This is a genomic window from Sphingomonas sp. (assembly GCF_039595165.1).
Taxonomy (GTDB): domain Bacteria; phylum Pseudomonadota; class Alphaproteobacteria; order Sphingomonadales; family Sphingomonadaceae; genus Sphingomonas.
Genome location: NZ_JBCNMA010000022.1, coordinates 21,917 through 45,483 on the forward strand (window position 1 = coordinate 21,917; position 23,567 = coordinate 45,483).

Here is a 23,567-nt window from a genome sequence, read left to right on the forward strand (position 1 = left end):
TCAAGGTGGAATGACGCCGCGCTCGTCGCTCAGCGCGCCTTCGACGCCCGGTCCGGCATCGACCGTCACACGATAGCCCGGCTTCACCCGCGCCCGCGACGCCTGCTCATAGGCATAGCCGAGCTCGAGCAGCCGCCCATCGCTCCACTTCGGGCCGATGAAGGAAAGTCCGACCGGCAGCCCGCCGACCAATCCCATCGGCACCGTCAGGTGAGGATAGCCCGACACCGCGGGCAACTGGCTCGCGCTCGGACCGCTGGACTGGTCGCCATGCACCGGATCGGAGAGCCAGGCGGGGCCGGTGCTGGGCGCGACGATCGCCGTCAGCCGGGCGCTCGCCAGCGCCGTATCGATCGCCGCGGCCGCCCGGCGCCGGCTGTCGTCGCGCGTCTTCGCATAGGCCGGGTCGTCCATCCCGGCGGTCTTCTGCGTCGTCTCGAAGATGTCCTGGCCGAAATAGGCAAGCTCGGTCTTCGACGCCGTATTGAAGGCGATGACATCGGCGAGCGTGCGCACCTTCACGGCCGGCGGCGTCGTGGCGAGATAGGCGGCGAGCCGGTTCTTTAGCTCCAGCTGAAAGAGGCGGAACTCGGCCTGGCTCAATCCCTCGGGCGCGGTTAGCTTGATCTCGACCAGCTCGGCACCCGCAGCGCGCAGCACCGCGAGCTGGGCGCCGTACCGCGCCGCCAGGCCTGCGCGCATCTCGGGCCGCACCACGCCGAGGCGAACGCCCTTGAGGCTGGCCTTGCTCCAGTCCGGAGCCAGCGCGGCGCGGCGGGCATCGGCCTCGGCGGTAGCGGCATCGGCCTTGTCGGTGCCGATCATCGCGGCGAACAACGCAGCGGCATCCTTGACGCTGCGCGCCATCGGTCCGGAGGTGTCCTGGCTGATGCTGATCGGCACGACATGGGTCCGGCTGATCGCCCCCAGCGTGGGCTTCAATCCGACCAGCCCGTTCATCGACGCCGGGCAGGTGATCGAGCCGTCGGTCTCGGTCCCCACCCCCACCGCAGCGAGGCTGGCGGCGATCGCGGCACCCGTCCCGCTCGACGAGCCGCAGGCGCTGCGGTCAAGCGCATAGGGGTTGCGGACCAGACCGCCAACCGCGCTCCATCCGCTCATCGAATTGGTATCGCGGATGTTCGCCCATTCGGAAAGGTTGGTCTTGCCGAGGATGATCGCGCCCGCTTCGCGCAGTCGTGCGACCAGCGGCGCGTCGCGCTTCGTGAAATTGTCCGCCAGCGCGAGGCTGCCGGCGGTGGTCGCATTCTCGGTCGTGTCGATATTGTCCTTGACCAGCACCGGGATGCCGAACAGCGGCCCACGCGCGATGCGCAGCCGACGGTCGCGGTCGGCCTTGCGCGCCTGCTCCAGCGCCCGCGGATTGAGCGCGATCACGCTGCGCAGCTTCGGACCCGCGCGGTCGAGCAGGCGGATGCGTTCGAGATAGGCATGGATCAGCCGTTCGCTGGTGAGCTCGCCGCGGGCAAGCATCGCCTGGAGCTCCTCGACGCTCTTCTCCTCCACCTTGATCGACAAGGGCGGGAGCTCGGGCAGGACGATATTGCGATTCTCCGCCGCCGCGGGCGCCGCCAGCGCCATCGCGATTGCCGCCACCCCAAAACGCATCAACCACCCCCACGATACGGCGATCGGCCGGGACGATAGCGCGCCGTTCGTGCTGTGCAACGGCTGCGCGCCGGGCTAGCCTCCTCCCATGAAGACGATCCGCGATCCCGCCCACGCCCTCGCCCGCGAGCTTGCGGCGATCCGGGCCGAATTCCAGGTGCCGGACGGCTTCCCGCCCGCGGTGATGACGGCGGCGCAGATCGTCGCGACGCGCGCACCGACCAATCACGACGATTGGACGCGGAAGTCGTTCGTGACGCTCGATCCGGCGAGCGCCACCGATCTGGACCAGGCCTTCTGCATCGAGGCGGCGGGCGGCGATCTGATCCTGCACTATGCCATCGCCGACGTCGCCTGGTTCGTCGACGAGGGCGGGCCGATCGATGCCGAGGCCTGGGCGCGCGGCGAGACGCTGTACCTGCCCGACGGCAAGGCCGGGCTCTATCCGCCGATGCTGGCCGAAGGCGCGGCGAGCCTGCTGCCCGACGCGCCGCGGCCGGCGGTGGTGTTCAGCGTACGCGTGGCGCCGGACGGTGCGGTCAAGCTCGACGCGGCGACTCGCGCGGTGATCCACAGCCGCGCCAAGCTGGCCTACGCCACCGTGGAGGCCGCGGATCTGCCTGCGGGCTTCGACGAGCTTTCGCGGCGGATCACCCAGGCCGAGGTCGAGCGCGGCGCGGCGCGCGTCGACCCCCCCGAGCAGGAAGTGTCGGAAGGTCCCGACGGCGCGCTCGCGCTGGTGTTCCGCACGCGGCACGCGTCCGAGGACCGCAACGCCGCGCTCTCGCTCGCGTGCAACATGGCGGTCGCCGACGCGCTGATCGCGCATCGCACCGGGCTGTTCCGGGTGATGGCCGAGCCGAGCGATCATGCCGTGCGGCGCTTGCGGCACACGGCGCGCGCCTTCGGCATCGACTGGCCCGAGCGGGCGACGCTCACTCAGTTCGAGCGGACGCTGGATCCGGCGGACACGCGCCACGCGGCGCTGATGCTGGCGATCCGGCGCGCGGGCAATGGCGCCGGCTATCAGCCGTTCCGCGACGGCGAGACCCCGTGGCACGCCGCGGTCGCCGCCTCCTATGCCCATGCCACCGCGCCGCTGCGGCGGCTCGCCGACCGCTATGTCGTGCAGGCGGCGCTCGCCGTCGCGAACGGGCGCGAAGTACCGGAGCATGTACGCGACGCCTTCGCCAGGCTGCCCAAGGTGATGGCGCGCGCGGACTCGCGCGCCGGACAGATCGACCGCGCGGTGATCGACATGGCGGAAGCGGTTATGCTGGCGGGCAACGAGGGCGAGACGCTGGGCGCGGTGGTCACCGACATCGGCGAGCGCGGGGCTTCGATCCAGCTGCGCGGCCTGCCGGTCACCGCGCGAGTCGATGCTTCGGGGCTAACCCCGGGCGATACGCTCGAGGTGCGGCTGACCGAGGCCGATCCCCATGCCCGGCGGATCGCGTTCGAGCGGGTGAGCTGAACCAGCGGACGCCGGCGCGAACCTGCGCATCGCTGCATCGACCAGCCATTCGGACAGGAACCCGATCGCGGCACCGGCAACGACATCGGTCGGGAAGTGTGTGCGGCGCGGGACCTGGATCAGCGCGATGGCGCCGGCGGCGATCCCGGCGGGAAGCGCCAGCTGCGGATAGCCATGCGCGATCGCGCGCGCCGTGGCGACCGCGCCGGCGGTATGGCCCGAGGGAAAGGACGACCAGGGACTCGCGCGCGAGGCGCCGCTGCCGGCATGCTTGAGCTTGTAGCGCCCGTCCTTGAGCATCTTGTAGGGGCGCGTGCGGTCGATACGGCGCTTGACGATATGCTTGAGACCGGTGGCGACGAGCTCGCTCGCCAGCATGCGAAGGCCGGTGCCGACCAGTTCCGGCCGCTTCGCCAGCAACCCCGCGGCGGTCGTGGCAAGCGAAGTGGCGATCAGCGGCGGCTGGTCGGCGATCTCGCTCGCCCCGCCGAGCAGACGAACGACCGGATTGCGATGATAGTGGCCGGCACGCGTCGCGATCGCGGCATCGGCATGCTCGACGGCGCTGGCCTGGCGTGCCGATTTGGGCGGCTTCTTCTTGCGCTTGCTCATCCCGCCATCAACCGGTGGCGGCGCGAAAAGTTCGCCGGTTCACATGCGCGCCGCGGACCGCTAGGGCCGCACGCCATGAACGACCCCGCCAAGATCCGCCGCCTCTACGGGCGCGCCAAGGGCCACAAATTGCGCGCCGGCCAGGCGGCGCTGGTCGAGGAGATGCTGCCGCGCGTGGCGGTGCCCGAGACCGGACCGCTCGATGCCGCGGGGCTGTTCGGTGATGCGCGCCCGCTCGAGCTCGAGATCGGCTTCGGCGCGGGCGAACATCTTGCCGGGCAAGCGGCGATGCGGCCGGACCATGGCTTCATCGGCTGCGAGCCGTTCCTCAATGGCGTGGTCGGCGCGCTCGGCCATATCCGCGACGGGAGCTTGAGCAATGTGCGGCTGCACATGGGCGACGCGCTCGACGTGGTCGAGCGCCTGCCCGACGCCAGCCTCGAGCGCGTCTATCTGCTCCACCCCGATCCCTGGCCCAAGGCGCGCCACGCCAAGCGCCGCATGGTCAACCACGGCCCGCTCGACCTGATCGCGGCCAAGCTCAAGCCGGGCGCCGAGTTCCGGCTGGGCACCGACGACACGACCTATTGCCGCTGGGCGATGATGGTGATGGACCAGCGCCGCGACTTTGTCTGGCAGGCGAAGACCGCCGCCGATTTCCTCACCCGCCCCGCCGACTGGCCCGAGACACGCTACGAACGCAAGGCGCGGCGTCAGGGCCATGAGGTCTGGTATTTCCGCTATCTGCGCGTCTGATCGAGCCACAGCAAAGGCTGGCGCACCGGGAAGTTGCGGATCACCTCGCCGATCGCCGGATCGGGGTCGAGCGCGGCCCAGATGCGGAGCCAGTCAGGCCGGTCGAGCGCGCGGGCGCCGAACAGCAGGGCGGGGTGGCGCACCGGGAAGCCGTCGAAATATTCGATGTCCTTGGCAAGGGGCCATTTGCCCTTGTCGGCGATGTACGGGGCCATGAAGGCGATCGCCTGGCCGATCGAGCGGCCGTCGGAAGTCCGCCAGGCGATCAGCTCGCCGTCCTTCTCCGAGAGCAGCCAAGCCGACGCGGCGAGCACGTCGAGGTTGAACAGGCAATAGGCATAGGGCTTGGTCCGCGCGAGCTCGAGCGGCTGGCGGCCGTCGGGCGCGATCTGGGTCGGGACGATCACCGTCTTGAGCCGCTCGCGCGCGAACGCCAGCACCTCACCGCGGCCGACGACGGCGGCGAAGGCGGCCGCTTGGAGCAGCCAGCAGGTGCCGTGGTTGTTCTTCTCGTCGCGCTCCTCCATCCCGAAGGGCGAGGTGGTGAGCCAGTCGAGATAGCGTGCGAACCAGTCCTCCACGCCCTTGCGGACGGCAGCGTAGCCGAGCGCGGCGCGGCGGGCGAACAGCGTGGCGGCGCGCGCCACCTCGACGATCTGGAGCGTGTCGATCACCCCGATCGCGCGGCCGGTGTTGACCCCGATGATCGCCTGGGCGTGCTGGAGATCCGGGTTCATCCGCGTCGCCGGATCGACGAACCACGCATCGAGATGCCGGATCGCCGCCGCGGCGAAGCGCGCCTCGCCGGTGAGCTCCCACGCCGCGGCGAGCATTGGCACGACCCGGCCGAAGCGGATCAGCGCGTCGCGATGGCCGTCGAACTTGTCGGGGTTGGAGCGGCCGTCGCGCCGGACGTAAGGCCCGCCCGGCCTGGCGGGATCGGGCCACCAATAGTCGCCCTCGGAATAATAGTCGTGCCGTCCGCCCGGGCTGCGCGGCGCGGGGATCGCGGCGATCGTCCTGGGCGGCTCGGCGAGCAGCGCGTGGGCCTGAGGCACGACGCGGCGGCGCTCGGTCGCGCGGAGATCGGGTTCCACTGCGCGAGCGGCGGGTAGCGCGAGCAGTGGCGCGGCGAGCAGGGCGCGGCGGGGGATCATGGCTTGCAATCCGTTGCGGCGGGCGTGGTGCGGCCGAAGCGCCAGCTCGCGTGCCAGCGCAGCGGTTTACCGGGCACGATCCGCGTCGATGGGAAGGCCGGAATCGCGGGCGAATCCGCGTAATGCCCAGGCTCGAGCGCGATCGCGGCGTAACGCATGATCGGGCGGCCGACGTGATCGCGGTCGGTGCCGTCGAACGCGTTGCCGGTGAAGACCTGCAGCCCGGGCTGATTGGTGGTGACGGCGAGCGTCCGGCCGCTGCCCGGGTCGGTCAGGCGGGTCGTGCGTTTACCCGACAGGACCAGCATCGCGTCGATCCCACCCGCCTTCACGACGGGTGCGAGGGGACGGTCGCGCGCGAAATCGGACGCCGTACCACGCACCGGCAGCAGCCGCCCGGTCGGGAGCTTGCGGCTGTCGAGCTCGACCCCGCGATCCGCGTCCACGCGCAGGACGTGGCAGGCGACGCTCCCCTGGCCCGCCAGGTTGAAATAGACATGATTGGTGAGGTTGGCGACGGTCGGGCGATCCGAAGTGGCGGTGATGTCGAGCGTCAGCGTATCGCTGTCGCGCGCGAGCGCGTAGCGTGCTTCGACGGTGAGCCTGCCCGGGAATCCCTGGTCGCCATCAGGGCTGACATGGGTAAAGACCACGCCCGTGACCTCACGCGTGGTGAAGGCGCGCGCCGTCCACACCGCGCGGTCGAAGCCTGGGTCGCCGCCGTGGAGCGTGACGCCCGAGGCGTTGGTGGCGAGCGGGTAGCGCTTGCCGTCGATCGTCACCTCGCCGCGCAACCGCCCGGCATAGCGGCCGACGATCGCCCCGAAGCGGCGATTGCTCGCGAGCAGGCCGGCAAGGTCGCCGGGCGCGGGAACGACATCGACCAGCGCGCCCCTGCCGTCGGGCAGCGCGACCCGCACGATCGCCGCGCCGTGATCCATCAGCTCGACGGTCATGCCGTTGCGGTTGACGAGGATGTGGCGCTGGATCGCGCGGCCGTCGGGGCGGGTGCCGAACGCCTCGCTGCGCGCGCCCCGCTGCGATTCCGCCGCGCCGGGGAGCGCGAGCAGCGCCAGCGCCAGCCCCGCGCGCCGCATCAGTGCGCGGCGCGGTAGCGCAGCACGATCTCGCCCGACGCCGCGCGCGGATAGGCCCCTGGCCCCCACGCCGCATCGGCACGCGTGAGCAGCTCGTCGAGCGCCTCGGCCGGCCATTTCATCTCCTTGTACGGCCACTCGCTCTGGCGCCCGCGATAGGCGGCGAGATAAGCGGTCGCCTTGCGCAGCGATCTACCATTCGCGTCGGCGCCGTAAAGATCGGTGCCGAGGCACGCCGCGCTGTCGGCGACATGATAGGCCGCGTCGAGCGTGAACACCGAATAATGGAAGCTGCGCGTCCGGGTGAGCTCGTGCGGCAGCGCGCCCGACGCATCCACCTGCTTCGCGATCCGCGCCGCGGGAAAGGCTGTGACGGTGCGCCGGGCGATGTCATCGCGGCGCGCGAACAGCGCGAACCGGGCGAGCTGCGCGTCGTACCACACGCCGTGATTGTTGCGCGCGGCACCCTCGGCCTTGCCGTTGGGACTGGTGCGCATCCAGTCGACATAGCGCGAGAACCAGCTCTCCAGCGCCTTGACGTCGTCCGCCGACAGCGCGCCGGACGGCCCGATCAGCCCGACCGCGTCGATCACCGCGATCAGACCGCTGGTGTCGAGCACGCCCTCGGCCCGGCCGTCCTCGCGTCCCGGCACGGCCTGGGCATAGTTCATATTCGGGTTCATCGCCGTCGCCGGATCGAGGAACCAGGTACGCACGATCGCGGCCGCCTTGTCGGCATATTTTCGGTCGCCGCTGTAATAATAAGCGAGGCCCAGCGTGTCGGCGTCGCTCCCCATCCGGCCGAACGCGACGCGATCGAAGCGGTTGGTCTCGCGCTCGGGGTTCACCTGGCCGTCGCGGCGGACATAGGGACCCTTGGGATTGGCGGGATCGGGCCACCAATAGGGGGCGAGGCTGACATAATCGTGCCGGTCGCCCGAGATCGGAATGGTGCGCTTGTCGAGCACCGAGCCGGGCTTGCGCGCGAGCGCGCGGTCGGCCTGCACGACCAGCGCGCGATAGGCCTGGGCGACCGCGGGGTCGCTGGCGAGCGACGCCTTGATCGCTTCGAGCTCGCCGGGACGCAAGGTGAAGGTACGGCGGCCGCCGAACGCGGCGGCATAGCCTTCGGCGCCCTGGCAGACCGCTGCCGGTGCGGAAGGAAAAGCCGCCGCCGCGGGGATGCCCACGGCGGCGGTGGCGGCGAGGACCGAGAGAGGGATGGTCCGGCCTAGTTTCATTACAGGCGCACCCGGAAGCCGAAGAAATACTGGGTGCCGCTGTTCGACACCTCGGTGATGCTGTCGTAGCCGCCCTTGTACATGATGTCGGGCGTGCCGGTCAGGTTGAGCGCCTGCAGCTTGAGCTGCACGTTCTTCGAGATGTCGTACTGCGCCGACAGGTTGAGATAGGTGCCCGGGCGGATCTCGCGGTTCGAGCCGCCGTTCGGCTTGTAATAGTCCGAGCGGTAGCGGACGTTGGCGCGCAGCGAGAGGCCCCATTTCTCGAACCACACCGATCCGCTCGCGGTCCATTTCGACAGGCCGATCAGGTTCGCCGGATCGACATAGTCGGCGATCGGCGAGGTGTCGGGATATTCGAAATTGGCGAAGGCGCGGTTGACCGAGCCCTGGATGCCGAAGCCGTCGAGCGGATCGGGCAGCCAGGTCAGCACATGACTGAAGGTCGCCTCGACCCCGTAGAGGTGGCGCGTCTCGAGATCGTTCGACGGCGCGACCGGGTTGATCGTGAACGTCTCGGTGACCGGACCGGCGTTGTCGCGGATCGTGGTGACGGTGATGTCGGTCGGGATCGGCTCGGACCGGCCGATCACCGTGCCCTTGACCCATTTGTAATAGGCCGCGACCGACAGCATCGTGTCCTTCGAGGCGTAGAGCTCAAGGCTGGCGTCGAGGTTCCACGCGCGCAGCGGCTTCAAGTTCGGATTGCCGGTGGTGGCGTTGAAGATGATGTTGTCGATGCCCACCGCATTGGCCACCGGGGTGAGGCTGATGCCGGCGCCGAAGCTCTCGATGCCCGACCGGGCGATGGCGCGATAGGCGGCAAGGCGAAGCTTTAGCCTTTGCGACAGGTCGAAGGCGATGTTCGCGCTGGGCAAGAAGTAGTTGTAGCTGCCCTTGGCGGTGTTGCTGATCACGCCCGCGGCCGGATCGACGGCGATGTCATACTCGTTGGTGCCGCTGTCGATCGTCAGGATATAGGCTTGGCGATAGCCGATCGAGGTGATGTCGGTCTTCACCCATCGCAGGCCGACATTGCCGCTGAACGGCACCGCACCCGCGTCCGAGCGGAACGTCGCCATCGCATAGGCCGCCCAGATCCGCTCGCGCACGTCGATGTCGCTCGGGTCGCGTCCGTCTGCGGGATAAGGCAGCGCGTCGTCGCTGCCGGTGAAGGTGCGGAACAGACAGTCATTGTCGAAGGTCGCCCAGCGCGTGACGTTGGTGCCCATGCCCTGCATGTAGGAGCTGGTCGTGAACGGCACGCGACACTGCTGGTTGGCCTGCGCGATCAGTTGCGTTGGCGTGGTCGTCCCGACATTGACCAGCGTGTTGAGATCGGTGTTGCGGGCGTTGTCGTTGGTGCGGTGATGATCCGAATAGCGGCCGCCGAACTTCACCGAATTGATGAACCCGTCGAATTCGCGCGTGACGTCGAGCTTGCCCGCCCAGATCACATCCTCGCGATCCGTGACGAAACGACGCCGGGCATAGACCGAGTTGGCGGCCGTAGTCAGGAACAGATTGTGGTTGGTGATGTCGAAGCCGCCGAAATCCACCACCGGCACGACTTCGTCGTCCTCATAGGTCAGCGTATAGGCCACGCGCGCATTGGAGCGCATACGCGTCTGCTTCTGGGTCTCGGTGCGGTGGCTGCGCGAATAGGAGCCGTCGAAGGCGATGTTCCAGCGATCGGGCGACCAGATCAGGCTGGCGCCGCCGCCGAGATATTCCTCGTTGCGCTGGCGCGTCTCGAGTTGGTTCTCGAGGTTCGAATTGCCGCGATAGCTCATCAGCGCATGGTCGGTATAACCGTTGGCGCCGTCGCCGACGACCAGCGGCTGGACGCCGCGCAGCCCCTCGGTGATCTGCAGGACGTTGCGGTCCTCAAGGCTCGCGCGGTTCGAATATTGGCCGTCGAGCGCGATCTCGAAATCGGCATGCGGGCGCCACTGGATCGCGCCGATGATGCCGTCGCGCACCTCGGAGGTCTGCTGCGTGCGGAAGCTGCGCGAGCTGTTGGCGAAATAGACGTCGCCCAGGGTCTCGCTGGCGTTGCGCGCCGTGGTGACGAGCGCGCAGTTGGCGGTGTTGGTCGCGCCGTTGGTGGCGTAGGTGTTGCACGCCTGGAAGGTCGAGTTGGTGTTGTAATAGTCCTCGGGCGCGGTCGTGTCCTGACGCTGATAGCCGATCGAGATGCCGATATCGCCGATGCCGGTCGCGAACTGGTCGGTGTAGGAGATGTTGGCGCGATAGCCGAGGCCGTCATGCTGGTAGACGTCATCGTCCTTGGGCTGGAAATCGCCGCGCACCTCGAACTGGATGCGCCGCTTGCCATAGTCGAGCGGCTTCATCGACCTGAGCTCGATCACCCCGCCGACGCCGCCCTCGAGGAAGTCGGCGCGCTGCGACTTGTAGACCAGCACGCCGTTGACCAGCTCCGACGGGAATTGCTGGAAGGCGACCGAGCGGTCGGGGCCGGCGGTCGAGACCTCGCGGCCGTTGAAGGTCGAGAAGCTCAGCGTCGGGCCGAGGCCGCGCACCGACAGCTCGTTGGCGTTGCCCTTGAAGCGATCGGCCGAGACGCCGGTGATCCGCTCGAGCGTGTCGCCGACACTGTTGTCGGGCGTCGCGCCGATCTCGTCGCTGACCAGGCCGTCGACGACGACGTCCGCGTTACGCTTGAACTCGATCGAGGTGCGTTGCGTGGCGCGCGCACCGGTGACGATGATCTCTTCTTCGCCGCCGGCCGCGGGCGACGCGTCGGCTGCAGGCGCATCCTGGGCGAATGCCGGCGCCATCGCCGCGAGCGCCGCCGACGCGAGCAGGGAACCGCGGACCATCACCATCGATCGAGATTTCATCTTCATCCTCCCAAGGGCCCGGCTTGATACCGGTGTCATAGGAATGTGTCCTACAACCTCGCCGACAGGAGTCAACCGCCTAGATCAACGGTTGTAGGACAAATCCCATGTTAGCGCTATGGTACCGTCCCGCTCGGAGGGCGACGATCGCGTGCATCGTACCACGGTGGCGAAGGCACCGGTCGGTGCACGATATTCGGGTTTTTCGGCTTTTGTTGCCTTGCAACCGTCATAGCCGGTCGCGGCGAAGCGGCGGACCTCACCGATGCCGAAGCTCACCTTGCCGGCCCGGACGGCAGGCGCGGCCGAGAAGCTGGCGAACTCGAGATCGATCTTCGCCACGCGAACCCCCGGCGCCAGGCGCAGGCGATCGCTGCGGGTGATGCGGCCGGGGCTGAGCGTGTAGCTGGTCTCGATGCTCGCGCGGTCGTCGGGCCGCGCGTCGTTCTCGCCCATCAGGTCAAGTGCATCCTGGCGCCAGCGCACCTCCGTCGTCGCGCCGCGGCGCGTGACGCGCACGTCCTTGAACCAGGCGAGCGGCATCAGCACCGCGCCATCGGCGAGCGTGATGCGCGGCACGAGATGCGGATAAGTCGCGTCGGCCGAGCCCGCGAGCATGCCGGGCGAGAAGGGCACGGGGAAATAGGGGTTGTGCATATGCTGCCCCTCCGCCCCGTTGATGATCGGCAGCCCGATCACCCGGCCGCCGTCGCGCACCGTGACGACCGCGCGGTCGTGCTCACCGCGCGCGAACCAGGTGACGGTCGAGCGCGGCAGCGTCTGCAACCACTTGGCATAGCCCGGGTCTGGCGCGCGACCGGCATAGCCGAGCCGGTTCCAGATCGCATTGGTGTAGATGTGCTGGCGCGCGAGGCTCAGATTCTCGCCGAAGATGCGATGGATGCCGCGATAGTCGTCGGTGCGCCGCCCCTGCCCCCACATGTCGACCGAGCCGACCTTCGGATCGACCCAGAAGTCCATGTAGCGTGCGCCGATCCGGCTGGAGAAGGCATAGGCCATGCGCTCCTCCTGCGGCGTCAGCACCTTGAGCAAGGCGGCGGCGGTGAGCACTTCGATGAAGGCGGTCTCGCCATAGGCGCCGATGCTGCGGCCGTATTCGAACCCTTCGCCGGTCAGGTTGAAGCGCGGCAGCAGCAGGTCCACCGACTTGCGCAGCCAGCCCTTGACCTCGGCCGACGGAGTCATGCCGGTCTCGATCAGCCGGTGCGCGATCTCGCCGATCAGCAGCACCGAATAGCGGTCGAAGCGCCCCTTGCCCTCGGTCTCGTCGGCAAAGCCGTAGGTGCCCGAATATCTGCGATAGTGATCGAGCGTACGCGCGAGCAGTTGCTCCGCGCCCGCGGCGTCCTCCCACCCCAGCAGGTGGCGCAAGCGGGCGACGGAAAAGGCGACGCCGTAATAATTGTTGGGCAGGTTGATCAGCGTGAGGTCGGAGCGCACGAAGCGGCGCCAGTCGAGCTTCTGCTTGAGCTTGGCGAGCGTCGCCGGGCGCACCGCGCGATCGAGCAGGCCGCGTTCGTTCAGGTCGTGCAGCGCCGAGATATAGTAATAGATGCCCCAAGTGTCGTTGGGATCGCCGAGCGTCAGGTCGGCGATGTCGGCGAAGTCCTCGAGCCGCTGGCCGAGCCGCGGATCGGCCTTGTCGAGCGCGGTGATGCGATAGGCCATCGCCGCGGCGATCTTGCCGGGCAGGAACTTGTCGCCGCTCTCGAACACCGCGACGCCCCCGAGGCGCATGCCGCGCTTCTCGCGCAGCAGCTGCTCGAGCAGGGTCTCGACCTGCGGCATCAGCCGGGTGCGGACGGTGCGGTCCATCGGCGTCACATCGGCGAGATAGACCGGGCCGTGCGGCTTGCCCGCCCAGCGATCGGCGGGCGCGGTATTGGCGGTGAGCAAGGCGGCGAGGACGGGTACGCAAACGAGCTTTCGCATCAGCGTCTGGCCCCCTTGCGCGCGAGATCGTACATCGCGGTACCGGCAAGGATGAAGGCACCGGAGCCGTAGAATTGCGTCTCCCTCGCCGAGACGCTGTCGGGCCGGTCGCCGACCTGCTGCACCCAGCCGAGCATCCCGTCGGGCTGGATCGCGCGAACGACCGCGTTCCACCCCTTGATCGCCGCGGGCTGATAGGTCGCGCGATCGAGCAGTCCGGCATCGACGCCCCAGGCGAAGGCATAGGTGTAGAAGGCGGTGCCGCTGCTCTCGGGCGGCGTGTCCGGATCGCCGTCGAGCAGCGAGGCCGGCCAATAGCCGTCGGCCTTCTGCAGCGTCACCAGCCTGCCCGCCATGTCGCGGAACAGTTTCTCGTAATAGGGGCGCTTGGGATCCTTGCGGTCCATCACCTGGAGCATGCGCACCAGCCCGCCCATCACCCAGCCATTGCCGCGGCTCCAGAACAATTTCCGGCCCTTGGCGTCGCGCATGTCGAAGAAGCGGCTGTCGCGGAAATAGAGCTTCTCGACGGGATCGTAGAGATAGTCGGTGGTCGCCTTGAACTCCGCATGCGCGAACTCGGCGTAGCGCTGATCGCCCGTGGCGTTGGCGAGGCGGAGCAGGGTCGGCGGTGCCATGAACAGCGCGTCGCACCAGCACCAGCGATCGGTGCATTTCGACGTGCCCTTGCCCGGCGCCGTGGGCACGAACTCGAGGCTGCCGGTCGGCCGGTTGGCGAGGACATTGTCGAAATAGGCGCGGGTCGGCGCGAGCGCGGCGGCGGCGGCGCCGTTGCGCGCGGACCAGATCCACGCCTGGGCGATGAGCTGGTCGTCGGCGTGGAACGGGTTGTCGCCGAGCTTCCATTGCAGCTCGCGGCCGAGATCGAGCAGCGGCTTGCCGTAGCTCCGCTCGCGCGCGGCGAGATCGGTGAGCGAGATCCAGAAGGTCGCCTGCTGCCAGTCGCGCGGATTCTGCACGCTCTTGCGCGCCGCGGGCATCGTCGCCCAGTTGGTGCGGTTGGCGAGCTGCCAGTCGGCGACGCGGCGCGTCTCGGCGAGGATCGCGGCGGGCCGCGGCATCGCCGGCTGGGCCTCGACGATCGCGGCGGGCGACGCCGCGGTGGCGAGCGCGAGCAGGGTCAGCGACATGCCGCATCCCCCGCGGTCCAGCGATGATAAGCCATGCTTCCTCTCCTCCCGTCGGCGAATCTTGTTGTTGACACCGGTAGCAGACCTCTTTCCTTTTCGCGCGATCGTGTCAATAATGTTGTCACACAACTCGCCCGTTATGAAGGGGAATCGAATGGCGAAGATCGCCGCCCTGCTCCTCGCGCTCCCGGCGGGCGCCGCGCTCGCGCAGGATCACGCTCCGCTGCGCCCGGCAACGGCGGAAGAGCAGCAGGCGCGCGCAGCGGTGGCGATCGCCGATTACCGCTATGGCGACCTGCTGTGGGAGAATGACCGCATCGCCTTCCGCATCTATTCGCGCGCGCTGGAGAAGGCCGAGCCGCCCTCTTCCTCGGGGATCGACGCGTGGGGCAAGCGCGTGCGCTGGCCCTATATGGACCGCCAGCTGCGCACCGGCGACCAGCATGCCGACCATGGCGAGGGACTCGATTTCTACAATGTCGGCACCGGCCGCGGGATCGGCGGGCTCGGCATCTGGCACGACAACAAGCTCTGGACCTCGCGCAACTATGTACGGCCGCGCATCGCCAGTGCGGGGCCGCAGGTGGCGGACTTCACCGTCGACTATGAGGCGTGGCCGGTCGACGTCGCGCGGACCGTGTCCGAGACCCGCCGCTTCACGCTGCCCGCCGGCAGCAACTTCACGCGGATGGTCTCGACGCTGAGCTCGAATCGCGCCGGGCCGCTGATCGTCGGCATCGGCATCTCCAAGCGCCCGATCCCGCCCGGCCAGCTCGGCAAGGTCGTCAAGGACGAAAAGCGCGCGCGGCTCACCTGGTGGGGACCGACCGATCCGGCCAAGGGCACGATGGCGGGCGCGGTGATGGTCGATCCGCGCGCATTCGCCGGCTTTGCCGAGGATGCCGACAATTACCTGATCCTGGTGCGCGTCGCGCCGGGCAAGCCGTTCGTCTATTATGCCGGTGCGGCATGGGATCGCAGCGCGGATTTCACGACACGGGAGGGATGGCAGGCTTATGTCGACGGCCAGCGACCCGATTTCACACCCTAGTCAGCAGCGTAACGACAATGGTAACGCTCGCATCATGGCGGTAACCAAGGCGGCATCGCTGGCGGACAATCTGGTCCAGCGCTTCGAGGAGCAGATCGAGAAGGGCGAGATGGCGCCCGGCTCGCGCTTTCCCACGGAGAAGGCGATCACCGAGACGTTCGGGGTCAGCCGCACCGTGGTGCGCGAGGCCTATTCGCGGCTGGCCGCGCGGGGCCTGCTGATCTCGCGCCGCGGATCGGGCGCCTATGTCGCCGAGGGCGCGCAATATCGCGCGTTCCAGCTGACCGCCGACGAGGTCAGCGCGATCGACGACGTGCTCAAGCTGCTCGAGATGCGCATGGGGTTCGAGGTCGAGATGGCCGGGCTCGCCGCGCAGCGGCGGACCGAGGAGGATCTCGCCGAGATCCGCCGCACGCTGGCGGTGATGGACGCCAGCACCGATGTCGACGAGTCGGTCGTCGCCGACGCCGCCTTCCACGCCGCGATCGCGCGCGCGACGGGCAACACCTATTTCCTGCGCTTCACCCAGTTCCTGGGGGTGCGGCTGGTGCCGTCGCGGCGGCTTTATCTTCAAGGCAGCGATGCCAAGAAGCACCAGCGCTACGCACGCACGATCAACCGCGACCACGAGGCGATCTATGCCGCGATCGAAGCGGGCGACGCCACCGCGGCGCGGCGCGCGGCGCGGCAGCATATGATGAAATCAATGCAGCGCTACGCCAAGCTCAAGGCCACCGGCACCTCGCACGCGCCCGACTGAGCGCCGCGCGCTTACTCGCCGTCGGACTTCGCCGGCACCCAGCCATGGTTGCGCATCCACGCGCCGAACAGCCGCGGCCAGGCGGTCGTCGTGGTGCCGCGCTTGCCCAGCGCGAAGCTGTGCCCGCCACTCTCGAACAGGTGCAGCTCGACCGGACGCTTGGCCGCGAGCATCGCGGCGTGGAGCCGCAGGCTATGCTCCGGTGCGGCGATTGGATCGTCGGCGGCGTGGGCGAGGAACACGGGAGGGGTCGCGGCGGTGACATGCGCCTCGACCGAGAAGGCGTCGCGGAAATCGGGCAGTCCCTTGAGCTCGCGGAAGGTGCGGGTGGTGTCGATCGGCGCGCGCATCGAGATCACCGGATAGATCAATGCTGCGAAGTCCGGGATGGCGCTGACGTGATCGGCGACATCGGTGGCTGGGTAGAAGACGGCGTCGCCGCGCGTAGCCAGCGTTCCGGCAAGGTGCCCGCCCGCCGAGAAGCCGAGTACGCCGATCCGCTTGGGATCTATGCCGAGCTTCGCTGAATTGGCACGCAGCAACCGCATCGCCCGTTGCCCGTCCTGGAACGGCGCGTCGGCGTTCCAGCCGTCGCCGGGGAGGCGATAGTAGAGTATGACCGCAGTTATGCCCCGCGCCGTCAGCCATTCAGCCATCGGCTTCGCCGCGCTCTCGATCTGGATACGGAAATACCCTCCGCCGCCGAGCACCAGCACCGCGGCGCCATTGGGCTTGGCCGGACGGTAGATCTCCATCCTCGGAATGGTGACGTTGGTTACCGCGCCCTTGGCGCTGCCCTTTTCGCCCACATTCTCCGGCCCCGGCGGGCCGCCGCTGCCCGGCATCGCGCCGGGCCACAGCTTAAATGTCTGGGCTGGCGCCTGCTGCGCCGCCGCCGGGACGGCGGCGAGGAGGAACAGTGCGAGAAGACGGAGGATCATGCTCAGAACCTCAGCGTTGCGCCGACATAGAAGCGGCGGCCGGCCACGTCATAGGCGGAGTTCTGGTTCGTCAATCGCCCGCTGTTCGTGCCTGAGGGCAGGAACGGGCTGATCGCATTGGTGAGGTTGTTCACGCCGCCATAGAGACGGAAGCTGCTGCCGCGGCCAGTGTCGATGTCGTAAGACAGGAACAGATCGTGCTCCCAGACATCGTCGATGTAGAGGAACATGGGCACTTCGGCGTTAGGATTGGTTTCGAGCAGCTCGAGATACTGGTCGCGGAACGAGTTGCTGTCGTTGATCGATCCGTAGACGGTCGTGGTCCAGCGGATGCGGAAATCGCCCAGGCTCCACGCCAGCGAGCCGCGGCCGCGATACTTGAAGCTGCCCTCCGCGAGATCGCCGCGATAGTCGTTGACCACCGTGCCATCGATGCCAGCGAAGGTCACCTTGTGCTTGAGCACATGCGTCGCATCGTAGCGCAGGTCGAAACGGCCCGGGATGCCGATGGCGTCGTCGAGGCTGAAACGCCAGTTGAACGCGACGTCGATGCCCGACACGTCGAGGCGGGCGAGGTTCACCTGGCGCTGGACCAGCTCGACGATCTGCCCGTTATTGGGGTTGCGCGTAATGTCTCCACAGAACGGGTTGCCCGCCTGCGCGGTATCGGTGTCGTAGCATTGCAGCTGGATGTCGCGGTTCGAATAGGCGTCGATCGCGTCCTTGATGCGGATGTCGTAATAGTCGACCGCGAGCGTCATGTTCTTGAGGAAGCTGGGGTTGAACACCGCGCCGACGGTGAAGGTGTCGGCGGTTTCCTCCTTCAGGTCCAGGTTGCCGCCATTAGGGCTGTAGAGGTTGGTTCCGGCCTGCGCGAAGCGCTGGGTTTCACCCGCCGCCTGCTGCGCCGCGAACAGCGCCTGGATGCCCGGATCCTGACGGCAGTTCGCGGCGATGCGGCCTGCGGTGGTGGGCGTCACGCCATTGCAAAGGTCCGGCGCCGCCTCGAAATTGCCGCGCGGGGGGGAGTAGAGCTCGGCGATGTCGGGCGCGCGTTGCGCTCGGGCGTATTGCGCGCGGAAGCGCAGGTCAGCGACCGGGGCATACTGGATGCCGCCGCGATAGCTGAACACCGTGCCGACGCGGTCGATATTGTAGTTCGCGACGCGCGCCGAGGCGTCGACGCTGAGCAGATGCGCCCCGGCGACATCCTTAAGCAGGGGCACGCTGACCTCGCCATAACCCTCGATCGCGGTGATGTTGCCGCCGAAATTGGGGACCGCGTTGCCGGTGGTGCCGCCCGCCTGCGAGAGCGCGTCGCCGCGCAGCTCCTGGCTGTCGCGGCGATAGTCGACGCCGAACGCTGCGCCGACCGGGCCAGCAGGGAGATCGAACAAGCTGCCGGTGACAAAGGCCTGCCCGGTATATTGCTCGATCTTCAGGTCCTGGACGAGGTTGGCGCGAATCCAGTCCGCGGCTTCTGACGTGATCGACCCTTCGCCGAACAGGTTGATGGCCACGCAGCCGGCGGCGCGCGCGGCGGCGTCGACGCAGCGCGGCAGGCCGTCGGGACCGAGCTCGGCATTCAGCGCCTGGGTCAGATTCTGGCCGATGATCTCGTTGCGGCGGACCTGGTGCTGCTCGTAACGGCCATAGCCGGCGCTTGCTTCCCACTTCCAGCCCCCGCCGATGTCGCCGCGCAGGCCCGCCCAGCTACGGACAGTGGTGCGGTCGTTCTCGGTGATTTGTCCGCCGACCTCGTCGAAGCGGCGATCCCAGGCGATGCCGGCACCGGTCGACGGCGTCTCGGTGCCACGCAATGCGGCCGGGACGAACGGGTTGCACGGTGCCGGGGCACGACGGCAGGGGATTTTGCCATATTCGATCTCGGTGGTGACGCCGGTGACCGGATTGGTGAGCGGATAGGTTGAATCCCAGCCGATGCCGACCGCCTCGCGCACCTCGAGCGAATCAATCTGCGAGAACTGGACCTGCGCGAACCCTTCGAGCGCGTCGGAGAATTCATAGTTGAGCTTGGCCGCACCGAGATAGCGCGTACGCGGCAGGATCAGCGAGCGCCCGGTACGCTGGTTATAGCCGTCGCGGTTGGGGAGGAAATAGCCGGTGTTGCCGTTGTCGGTCGTGCCGATCGGGACCGGCAGGCCGGTCTGCACGTCGGGACCGAGCGGGACGAGCACGCCGTTGCGGTAGAAGCGGTCGCGCGACGAGTTGGCGCCCGAGAACACCCCGCCGGGGATGAACGAGGAAAGATCGCTCGCGACCAACGGCGGGAACTCGCTCGCCGGCCGGCTGCCGCTGGTCGGCACCCCGCCATTGAGGAATACGCCTTCGAGCTGGTTGGTGCCGGTGGCGAAGTCATAGTCATAGGCGACCGGGCGGACCGCCCATTCGCGATCCGTGGCCCGGATGCCGTCGTCCTGGTCGTAGGTGCCGCTGATCAGGAAATAACCGCGACCGCCGGCGAAACGGGTGCCCCAGCTGGCATTGAAGGTCCGTTCCTGCCCATCGCCCTCTTCGGTGATGCCGACGCGCGCGTTCAGGCGGAAGCCCCGCTGACGGCTCTCGGTGATGATGTTGACCACGCCCGCGACCGCGTCCGAGCCGTAGACCGACGATGTGCCGCCGGTGATCACCTCGACCCGGTCGATGAAATCGGAGGGAATCGTCGAGAGCGACACGCGGTTGCCGATGCCGCTGTTGGACACGGTGCGGCGGCCGTCGATCAGCACCAGCGTGCGGTTGTCGCCAAGGTTGCGGAGCATGATCGAGCTCAGGCCCGAATTCTGCGTGTTGCCCGTGACGCTGGCGTCATTGAGGGTCGAAGAGAGCGCCGGCATCTCGGCCAGCGTCTCGCTGAGCTCGCTGTCGCCCGATTCGAGCAGGTCCTGAGCGCCGACGGTGACGGTCGGCGCGGGGGTGTCATAGGTATCGCGCACGATGCGGCTGCCCGTAACGACGATCTCGCCCTCCGGTGCGGCCGCAGGCGCATCGCCGACCGGCGTCTCCTGCGCCAGCGCCGGGCTCGCCAGCGTGCCGAACGCCGACGCGAGCAGCAAATGCTTGAACTTCATGACATCCTCCCATTCTTCTTTTGGCGCCCGCCACATGTGGACGGAGCGCGATCAATCCGGATCGGTTTCCGCCGCCACGCGCGCGGGAGCCGCAGGCACGGGCCCGTCGAGCGCACGCGCGAGGGCCTCGCGGTCGAGCGCATTGTCCCAGCGCGCGACGACGATCGTCGCGACGGCGTTGCCGATGAAATTGGTGAGGCTGCGGCACTCGCTCATGAAGCGGTCGATGCCGAGGATCAGCGCCATGCCCGCGACCGGCACCGAGGGCACGATCGAGAGCGTCGCGGCGAGCGTGATGAAGCCCGCGCCGGTGACCCCCGCGGCGCCCTTGGACGAGATCATCGCGATCGCCAGCAGCGCGATCTGGTCGCCGAGCGACAGGTCGACGTTGCAGGCCTGGGCGATGAACAGCGCCGCGAGCGTCATGTAGATGTTGGTGCCGTCGAGGTTGAACGAATAGCCGGTCGGCACGACCAGCCCGACGACCGACTTCTGGCAGCCGGCGCGCTCCATCTTGTCCATCAGGCTGGGCAGCGCGCTCTCGGACGAGGAGGTGCCGAGCACGAGCAGCAACTCGGCGCGGAGGTAGCGGATCAGCTTGAAGATCGAGAAGCCTGCGAGCCGCGCGGCGATACCGAGCACGACCACCACGAAGATGATCGAGGTGAGGTAGAAGGTCGCAACCAGCCCGGCGAGGTTGGCGAGCGATTCGATGCCGTACTTGCCGATGGTGAAGGCCATCGCGCCGAACGCGCCGACCGGCGCCGCGCGCATCAGGATGCCGACCAGCTTGAACACGACCAGCCCGACACGCTCGAGCAGGTCGCGCACCGGCGCGGCGGGCTCGCCGACCATCGACAGCGCGATGCCGAACAGGATCGAAACGAGCAGTACCTGGAGCAGCGAATCCCCGGCCAGCGCCGAGACCAGGGTGGTCGGGATGATCGCCATCAGGAAGGCGACGATCGAGCTGTCATGCGCCTTGGCGACGTAATCCTTGACTGCGCCGGTATCGAGGCTGGCGGGATCGACGTTCATCCCCGCGCCGGGCTGGATCGTGTTGGCGACGATCAGCCCGACGATCAGCGCAAGCGTCGAGAAGAACAGGAAATAGGCGAAGGCCTTGCCCGCGACGCGACCCACCGACTTGAGTTCGGTCATCCCGGCGATGCCGGTGACGAGCGTGAGGAAGATCACCGGGGCGATGATCATCTTGACCAGCTTGATGAAGGCGTCGCCGAGCGGCTTCAATGACTCGCCGGCGCTCGGCCAGAAGAAGCCGATAGCGACGCCGAGCGCGATCGCGATCAGCACCTGGACATAGAGCTGCCCAAGCCAATGACCGCGCCGCTGCGGCTGTGTCGAATAATCGAGTGCGATCGCCATTCAAATCCTCCCGTCGCGCCTTTTCAGCGTCGATTCTGGGCTGCGCGAGGCAGCGGCGCAGTTATCCTCCTGTCACCGCATGAAACCCAAGAAACGAGCTAAAGAATTGATTTACATGGAATTACACGTAGGAACCCTGGTCCAGCCTGTGCGGAAATACGCACATGCAAATCACAGAATGTGTGATACTCCGCACAAATGAAAGGCGTGACGCGATCGACGCGGAGTCTGGTGCTGCTGGCCGCGGCTGGCGCGGTGCTGCTGGCGCTGGTCGCGGTGCTCGCCTTCCGCATCGCGCAGCAGCAGGCGGTATCGGCGACCGACCGCGCCGCCACCCAACTCGCTCGCGACAATGCCGGGCTGTTCGCGAGCGAGCTGCAGAAATTCCGGCTGCTCCCGCTGGTGCTAACCGAATATCCCGACGTGCGCGCGATGCTCGAGACCGGCGACGCTGCGACGATCGGACGGATCAATTCACGGCTCGAGCTGCTCGCACGGCGCACCGATGCCGCGGCGATCTATGTGCTGACCGCGCAGGGCCGCACGGTCGCGGCGAGCAACCATCGCTTGCCGACGAGCTTCGTCGGGCAGGACTATGGCTTCCGCCCCTATTTCCAGGGCGCGATCCGCGACGGCGGCGCCGAACTGTTCGCACTCGGCACGGTCAGCGGCCGCCCCGGCCTCTATCTCGCGCGGCGCATCGGCGATGCCGCGCGGCCGCTCGGGGTGATCGTGGTCAAGATCGAGTTCGAGGCGATGCAGGCGGCATGGGCGCGCCAGCAGGGCGACACGATCGTCACCGACCGGCACGGGGTGGTGATCGTGACCAGCCGGCCCGAATGGCGGTTCGCGACGATCGGGCAGCTCGGACCCGCGGCACGCGCCGCGATCCGCACGACACGGCAATATGGCGACCTGCCCCTCGCGGCGCTGCCGCTGGCGATCGATGGCCGTACCGCCCGAATGGGCGGAGAGGCATCAGCCAGCCGCATCGCCACGACCGGGCTGCCGCTCGCGGGGGCGCAGTTGCGCGCGCTATTCCCGCTCGATCCGGCGATGCGCAGCGCGCGGGCCAGCGCCTGGCTGGTGTCGTTCGGCGCGCTGGTCCTGATCGCAGGCACGCTGCTGCTGCTGTGGCGCGCGCGTGAGCGGCGCTTGCTCCAGATCGCCGCCCAGCGTGCGTTGGAGGGTCAGGTCGCCGAGCGCACCGCCGAGCTGCGCGAGACCAATGCGCAGCTCGTCGCCGAAAGCGCCGAGCGCGCGCGCGCGGACCAGCGCTATCGCGCCGCGCGCGAGGAACTGGCGCAAGCCAACCGGCTCGGCTCGCTCGGCCAGATCACCGCAGGCGTGGCGCACGAGATCAACCAGCCGGTGGCGGCGATCCGCAGCTTCGCCGAGAATGCGCAGGGTTTCCTCGCCAAGGGCGACGGCGTGCGCGCCGAGGGCAACCTCACGCGGATCGTCGAGTTGACTCAGCGCATCGGCACGATCACCGCCGAGCTGCGCAACTTCGCGCGGAAGCGGGCGCCGGGGACCGGGCCGGTCGATGTCGATGCCGCGATCGAATCGACCCTGCTGCTGATCGGCGATCGGGTCCGCGCGCAGGGCGTGACGCTCGAGCGCACCGGCGAAACCGGGCTCCACGTCACCGCCGATCGCGTGCGGCTGGAGCAGATCCTGATCAACCTGATCCAGAATGCGCTCGACGCACTGGCAGAGCGCGAGCGGGCGGTGATCCGGATCGCGACCGCGCGTGCCGGGGACCAGGTCGAGATCGATGTGACGGACAATGGCCCCGGCGTGTCAGCGCACCTGCGGGACCAGCTGTTCATGCCTTTCGTCACGGGCCGCGACGAAGGGCTCGGCCTCGGCCTGCCGATCGCACGCAACATCGCGCGCGATTTCGGCGTTCAATTCATGCCTTTGCCCTCAATATTGTTCGGACGGACTTCGCTCTGTCGTATACTGATAAGGCTCTTATCGCCTATCATGTTTTAACGTAGCCTGAGGCCCGAGCTCTCCCCGACTTTTCCCTTCAACACTTCCGCCGATGATGCCCGACAAGCGCAAAGCATCCATGTCTGAACCAGTGTCTAAACGACTTCGCCTCTCAAACGAGGATGCAAGTGATACCGCATCCTCCATGTCATCTCAGGAGCGGCCTCGCAACAACCCCTTATACGGTCAGAAAAGCGCATTCCCGGGGCTGGATGATGGCGGCGATGAGCTGTTCTATGGGTCTGCAGATGATGGCATGGAGTATTTGCGCATGGTCCAGTGAGTTTTTTTTCCTGCGTCTGGCTGATGTTTATCATCTGCTAAATATCGCTTCGTGTTTCCCTAGCCTGTCCTCCCAACTCTCCGTGTTGCGCTGTCGAATCTGACCTTTGCTATGTTTGAATC

16 protein-coding genes are annotated in these 23,567 nt (G+C 67.9%); 5 read left to right on the forward strand and 11 right to left on the reverse strand.

Annotated features, from left to right (window positions below; genetic code table 11):
• Positions 1 to 1,629: an amidase gene (locus ABDV68_RS06155; RefSeq protein ID WP_343518838.1), complete on the reverse strand. Its 1,629-nt coding sequence runs from the start codon at positions 1,627 to 1,629 to the stop codon at positions 1 to 3.
• 88 nt (positions 1,630 to 1,717) lie between these two features.
• Between ABDV68_RS06155 and ABDV68_RS06160 the strand changes: the two genes are divergently transcribed.
• Positions 1,718 to 3,103 (forward strand): RNB domain-containing ribonuclease, encoded by a 1,386-nt coding sequence (locus ABDV68_RS06160; RefSeq protein ID WP_343518839.1) that lies wholly within the window; start codon positions 1,718 to 1,720, stop codon positions 3,101 to 3,103.
• Here ABDV68_RS06160 and ABDV68_RS06165 read toward each other — a convergent pair.
• Positions 3,020 to 3,715, reverse strand: a complete 696-nt coding sequence (locus ABDV68_RS06165; protein ID WP_343518840.1) for a phosphatase PAP2 family protein — start codon at positions 3,713 to 3,715, stop codon at positions 3,020 to 3,022. The two genes, ABDV68_RS06160 and ABDV68_RS06165, sit on opposite strands and share 84 nt — an antisense overlap.
• Positions 3,716 to 3,790: 75 nt before the next feature.
• Here ABDV68_RS06165 and ABDV68_RS06170 point away from each other — a divergent pair, with 75 nt between their 5' ends.
• Positions 3,791 to 4,471, forward strand: coding sequence for a tRNA (guanine(46)-N(7))-methyltransferase TrmB (locus tag ABDV68_RS06170; protein WP_343518841.1), 681 nt, complete (start codon positions 3,791 to 3,793; stop codon positions 4,469 to 4,471).
• Here ABDV68_RS06170 and ABDV68_RS06175 read toward each other — a convergent pair.
• The 6 genes from ABDV68_RS06175 to ABDV68_RS06200 all read right to left on the reverse strand — a co-directional run bounded on the left by ABDV68_RS06175 (position 4,456) and on the right by ABDV68_RS06200 (position 13,934).
• A complete protein-coding gene (locus tag ABDV68_RS06175) occupies positions 4,456 to 5,628 on the reverse strand; it encodes an alginate lyase family protein (RefSeq protein WP_343518842.1) in 1,173 nt (390 codons plus the stop codon). The genes ABDV68_RS06170 and ABDV68_RS06175 overlap by 16 nt on opposite strands.
• Positions 5,625 to 6,725, reverse strand: a complete 1,101-nt coding sequence (locus ABDV68_RS06180; RefSeq protein ID WP_343518843.1) for an aldose epimerase family protein — start codon at positions 6,723 to 6,725, stop codon at positions 5,625 to 5,627. Before ABDV68_RS06180 ends, ABDV68_RS06175 begins: the two co-directional genes overlap by 4 nt.
• Complete coding sequence (locus tag ABDV68_RS06185; RefSeq protein ID WP_343518844.1) at positions 6,725 to 7,966, reverse strand: alginate lyase family protein; 1,242 nt, start codon at positions 7,964 to 7,966, stop codon at positions 6,725 to 6,727. The genes ABDV68_RS06180 and ABDV68_RS06185 overlap by 1 nt, the downstream gene beginning before the upstream one ends.
• A complete protein-coding gene (locus ABDV68_RS06190; protein WP_343518845.1) occupies positions 7,966 to 10,830 on the reverse strand; it encodes a TonB-dependent receptor in 2,865 nt (954 codons plus the stop codon). Before ABDV68_RS06190 ends, ABDV68_RS06185 begins: the two co-directional genes overlap by 1 nt.
• A gap of 84 nt (positions 10,831 to 10,914) precedes the next feature.
• The gene (locus ABDV68_RS06195; protein ID WP_343518846.1) at positions 10,915 to 12,783 is read right to left on the reverse strand and encodes a hypothetical protein; all 1,869 of its coding nucleotides are present in this window, start codon (positions 12,781 to 12,783) and stop codon (positions 10,915 to 10,917) included.
• Positions 12,783 to 13,934 carry a glycoside hydrolase family 88 protein gene (locus ABDV68_RS06200; protein ID WP_343518848.1) on the reverse strand — a complete coding sequence of 384 codons (1,152 nt, stop codon included), beginning with the start codon at positions 13,932 to 13,934 and terminating at the stop codon, positions 12,783 to 12,785. The genes ABDV68_RS06195 and ABDV68_RS06200 overlap by 1 nt, the downstream gene beginning before the upstream one ends.
• 154 nt (positions 13,935 to 14,088) lie before the next feature.
• On the opposite strand from ABDV68_RS06200, the gene ABDV68_RS06205 reads away from it, so the two are divergent.
• Together ABDV68_RS06205 and ABDV68_RS06210 are read left to right on the forward strand one after the other, a co-directional pair.
• On the forward strand, positions 14,089 to 14,985 hold the full coding sequence (locus ABDV68_RS06205; RefSeq protein ID WP_343518849.1) for a DUF4861 family protein: 897 nt from the start codon (positions 14,089 to 14,091) through the stop codon (positions 14,983 to 14,985).
• A gap of 34 nt (positions 14,986 to 15,019) precedes the next feature.
• Positions 15,020 to 15,745, forward strand: a complete 726-nt coding sequence (locus tag ABDV68_RS06210; protein ID WP_343518850.1) for an FCD domain-containing protein — start codon at positions 15,020 to 15,022, stop codon at positions 15,743 to 15,745.
• A gap of 11 nt (positions 15,746 to 15,756) precedes the next feature.
• Here ABDV68_RS06210 and ABDV68_RS06215 read toward each other — a convergent pair whose 3' ends face one another.
• From ABDV68_RS06215 to ABDV68_RS06225, 3 genes are read right to left on the reverse strand one after another with little or no spacing between them, the layout of a single operon-like run.
• Entirely contained in the window at positions 15,757 to 16,686 is a 930-nt protein-coding gene (locus ABDV68_RS06215) for an alpha/beta hydrolase (RefSeq protein ID WP_343518851.1), read from the reverse strand.
• A 2-nt stretch (positions 16,687 to 16,688) separates the two neighbouring features.
• The gene (locus ABDV68_RS06220) at positions 16,689 to 19,778 is read right to left on the reverse strand and encodes a TonB-dependent receptor (RefSeq protein WP_343518852.1); all 3,090 of its coding nucleotides are present in this window, start codon (positions 19,776 to 19,778) and stop codon (positions 16,689 to 16,691) included.
• Positions 19,779 to 19,829: 51 nt separating this feature from the next.
• A complete protein-coding gene (locus ABDV68_RS06225; protein ID WP_343518853.1) occupies positions 19,830 to 21,164 on the reverse strand; it encodes a dicarboxylate/amino acid:cation symporter in 1,335 nt (444 codons plus the stop codon).
• A 207-nt stretch (positions 21,165 to 21,371) separates the two neighbouring features.
• Between ABDV68_RS06225 and ABDV68_RS06230 the strand changes: the two genes are divergently transcribed.
• Positions 21,372 to 23,162, forward strand: coding sequence for a cache domain-containing protein (locus tag ABDV68_RS06230; RefSeq protein ID WP_343518854.1), 1,791 nt, complete (start codon positions 21,372 to 21,374; stop codon positions 23,160 to 23,162).
• Positions 23,163 to 23,567 lie beyond the last annotated feature (405 nt).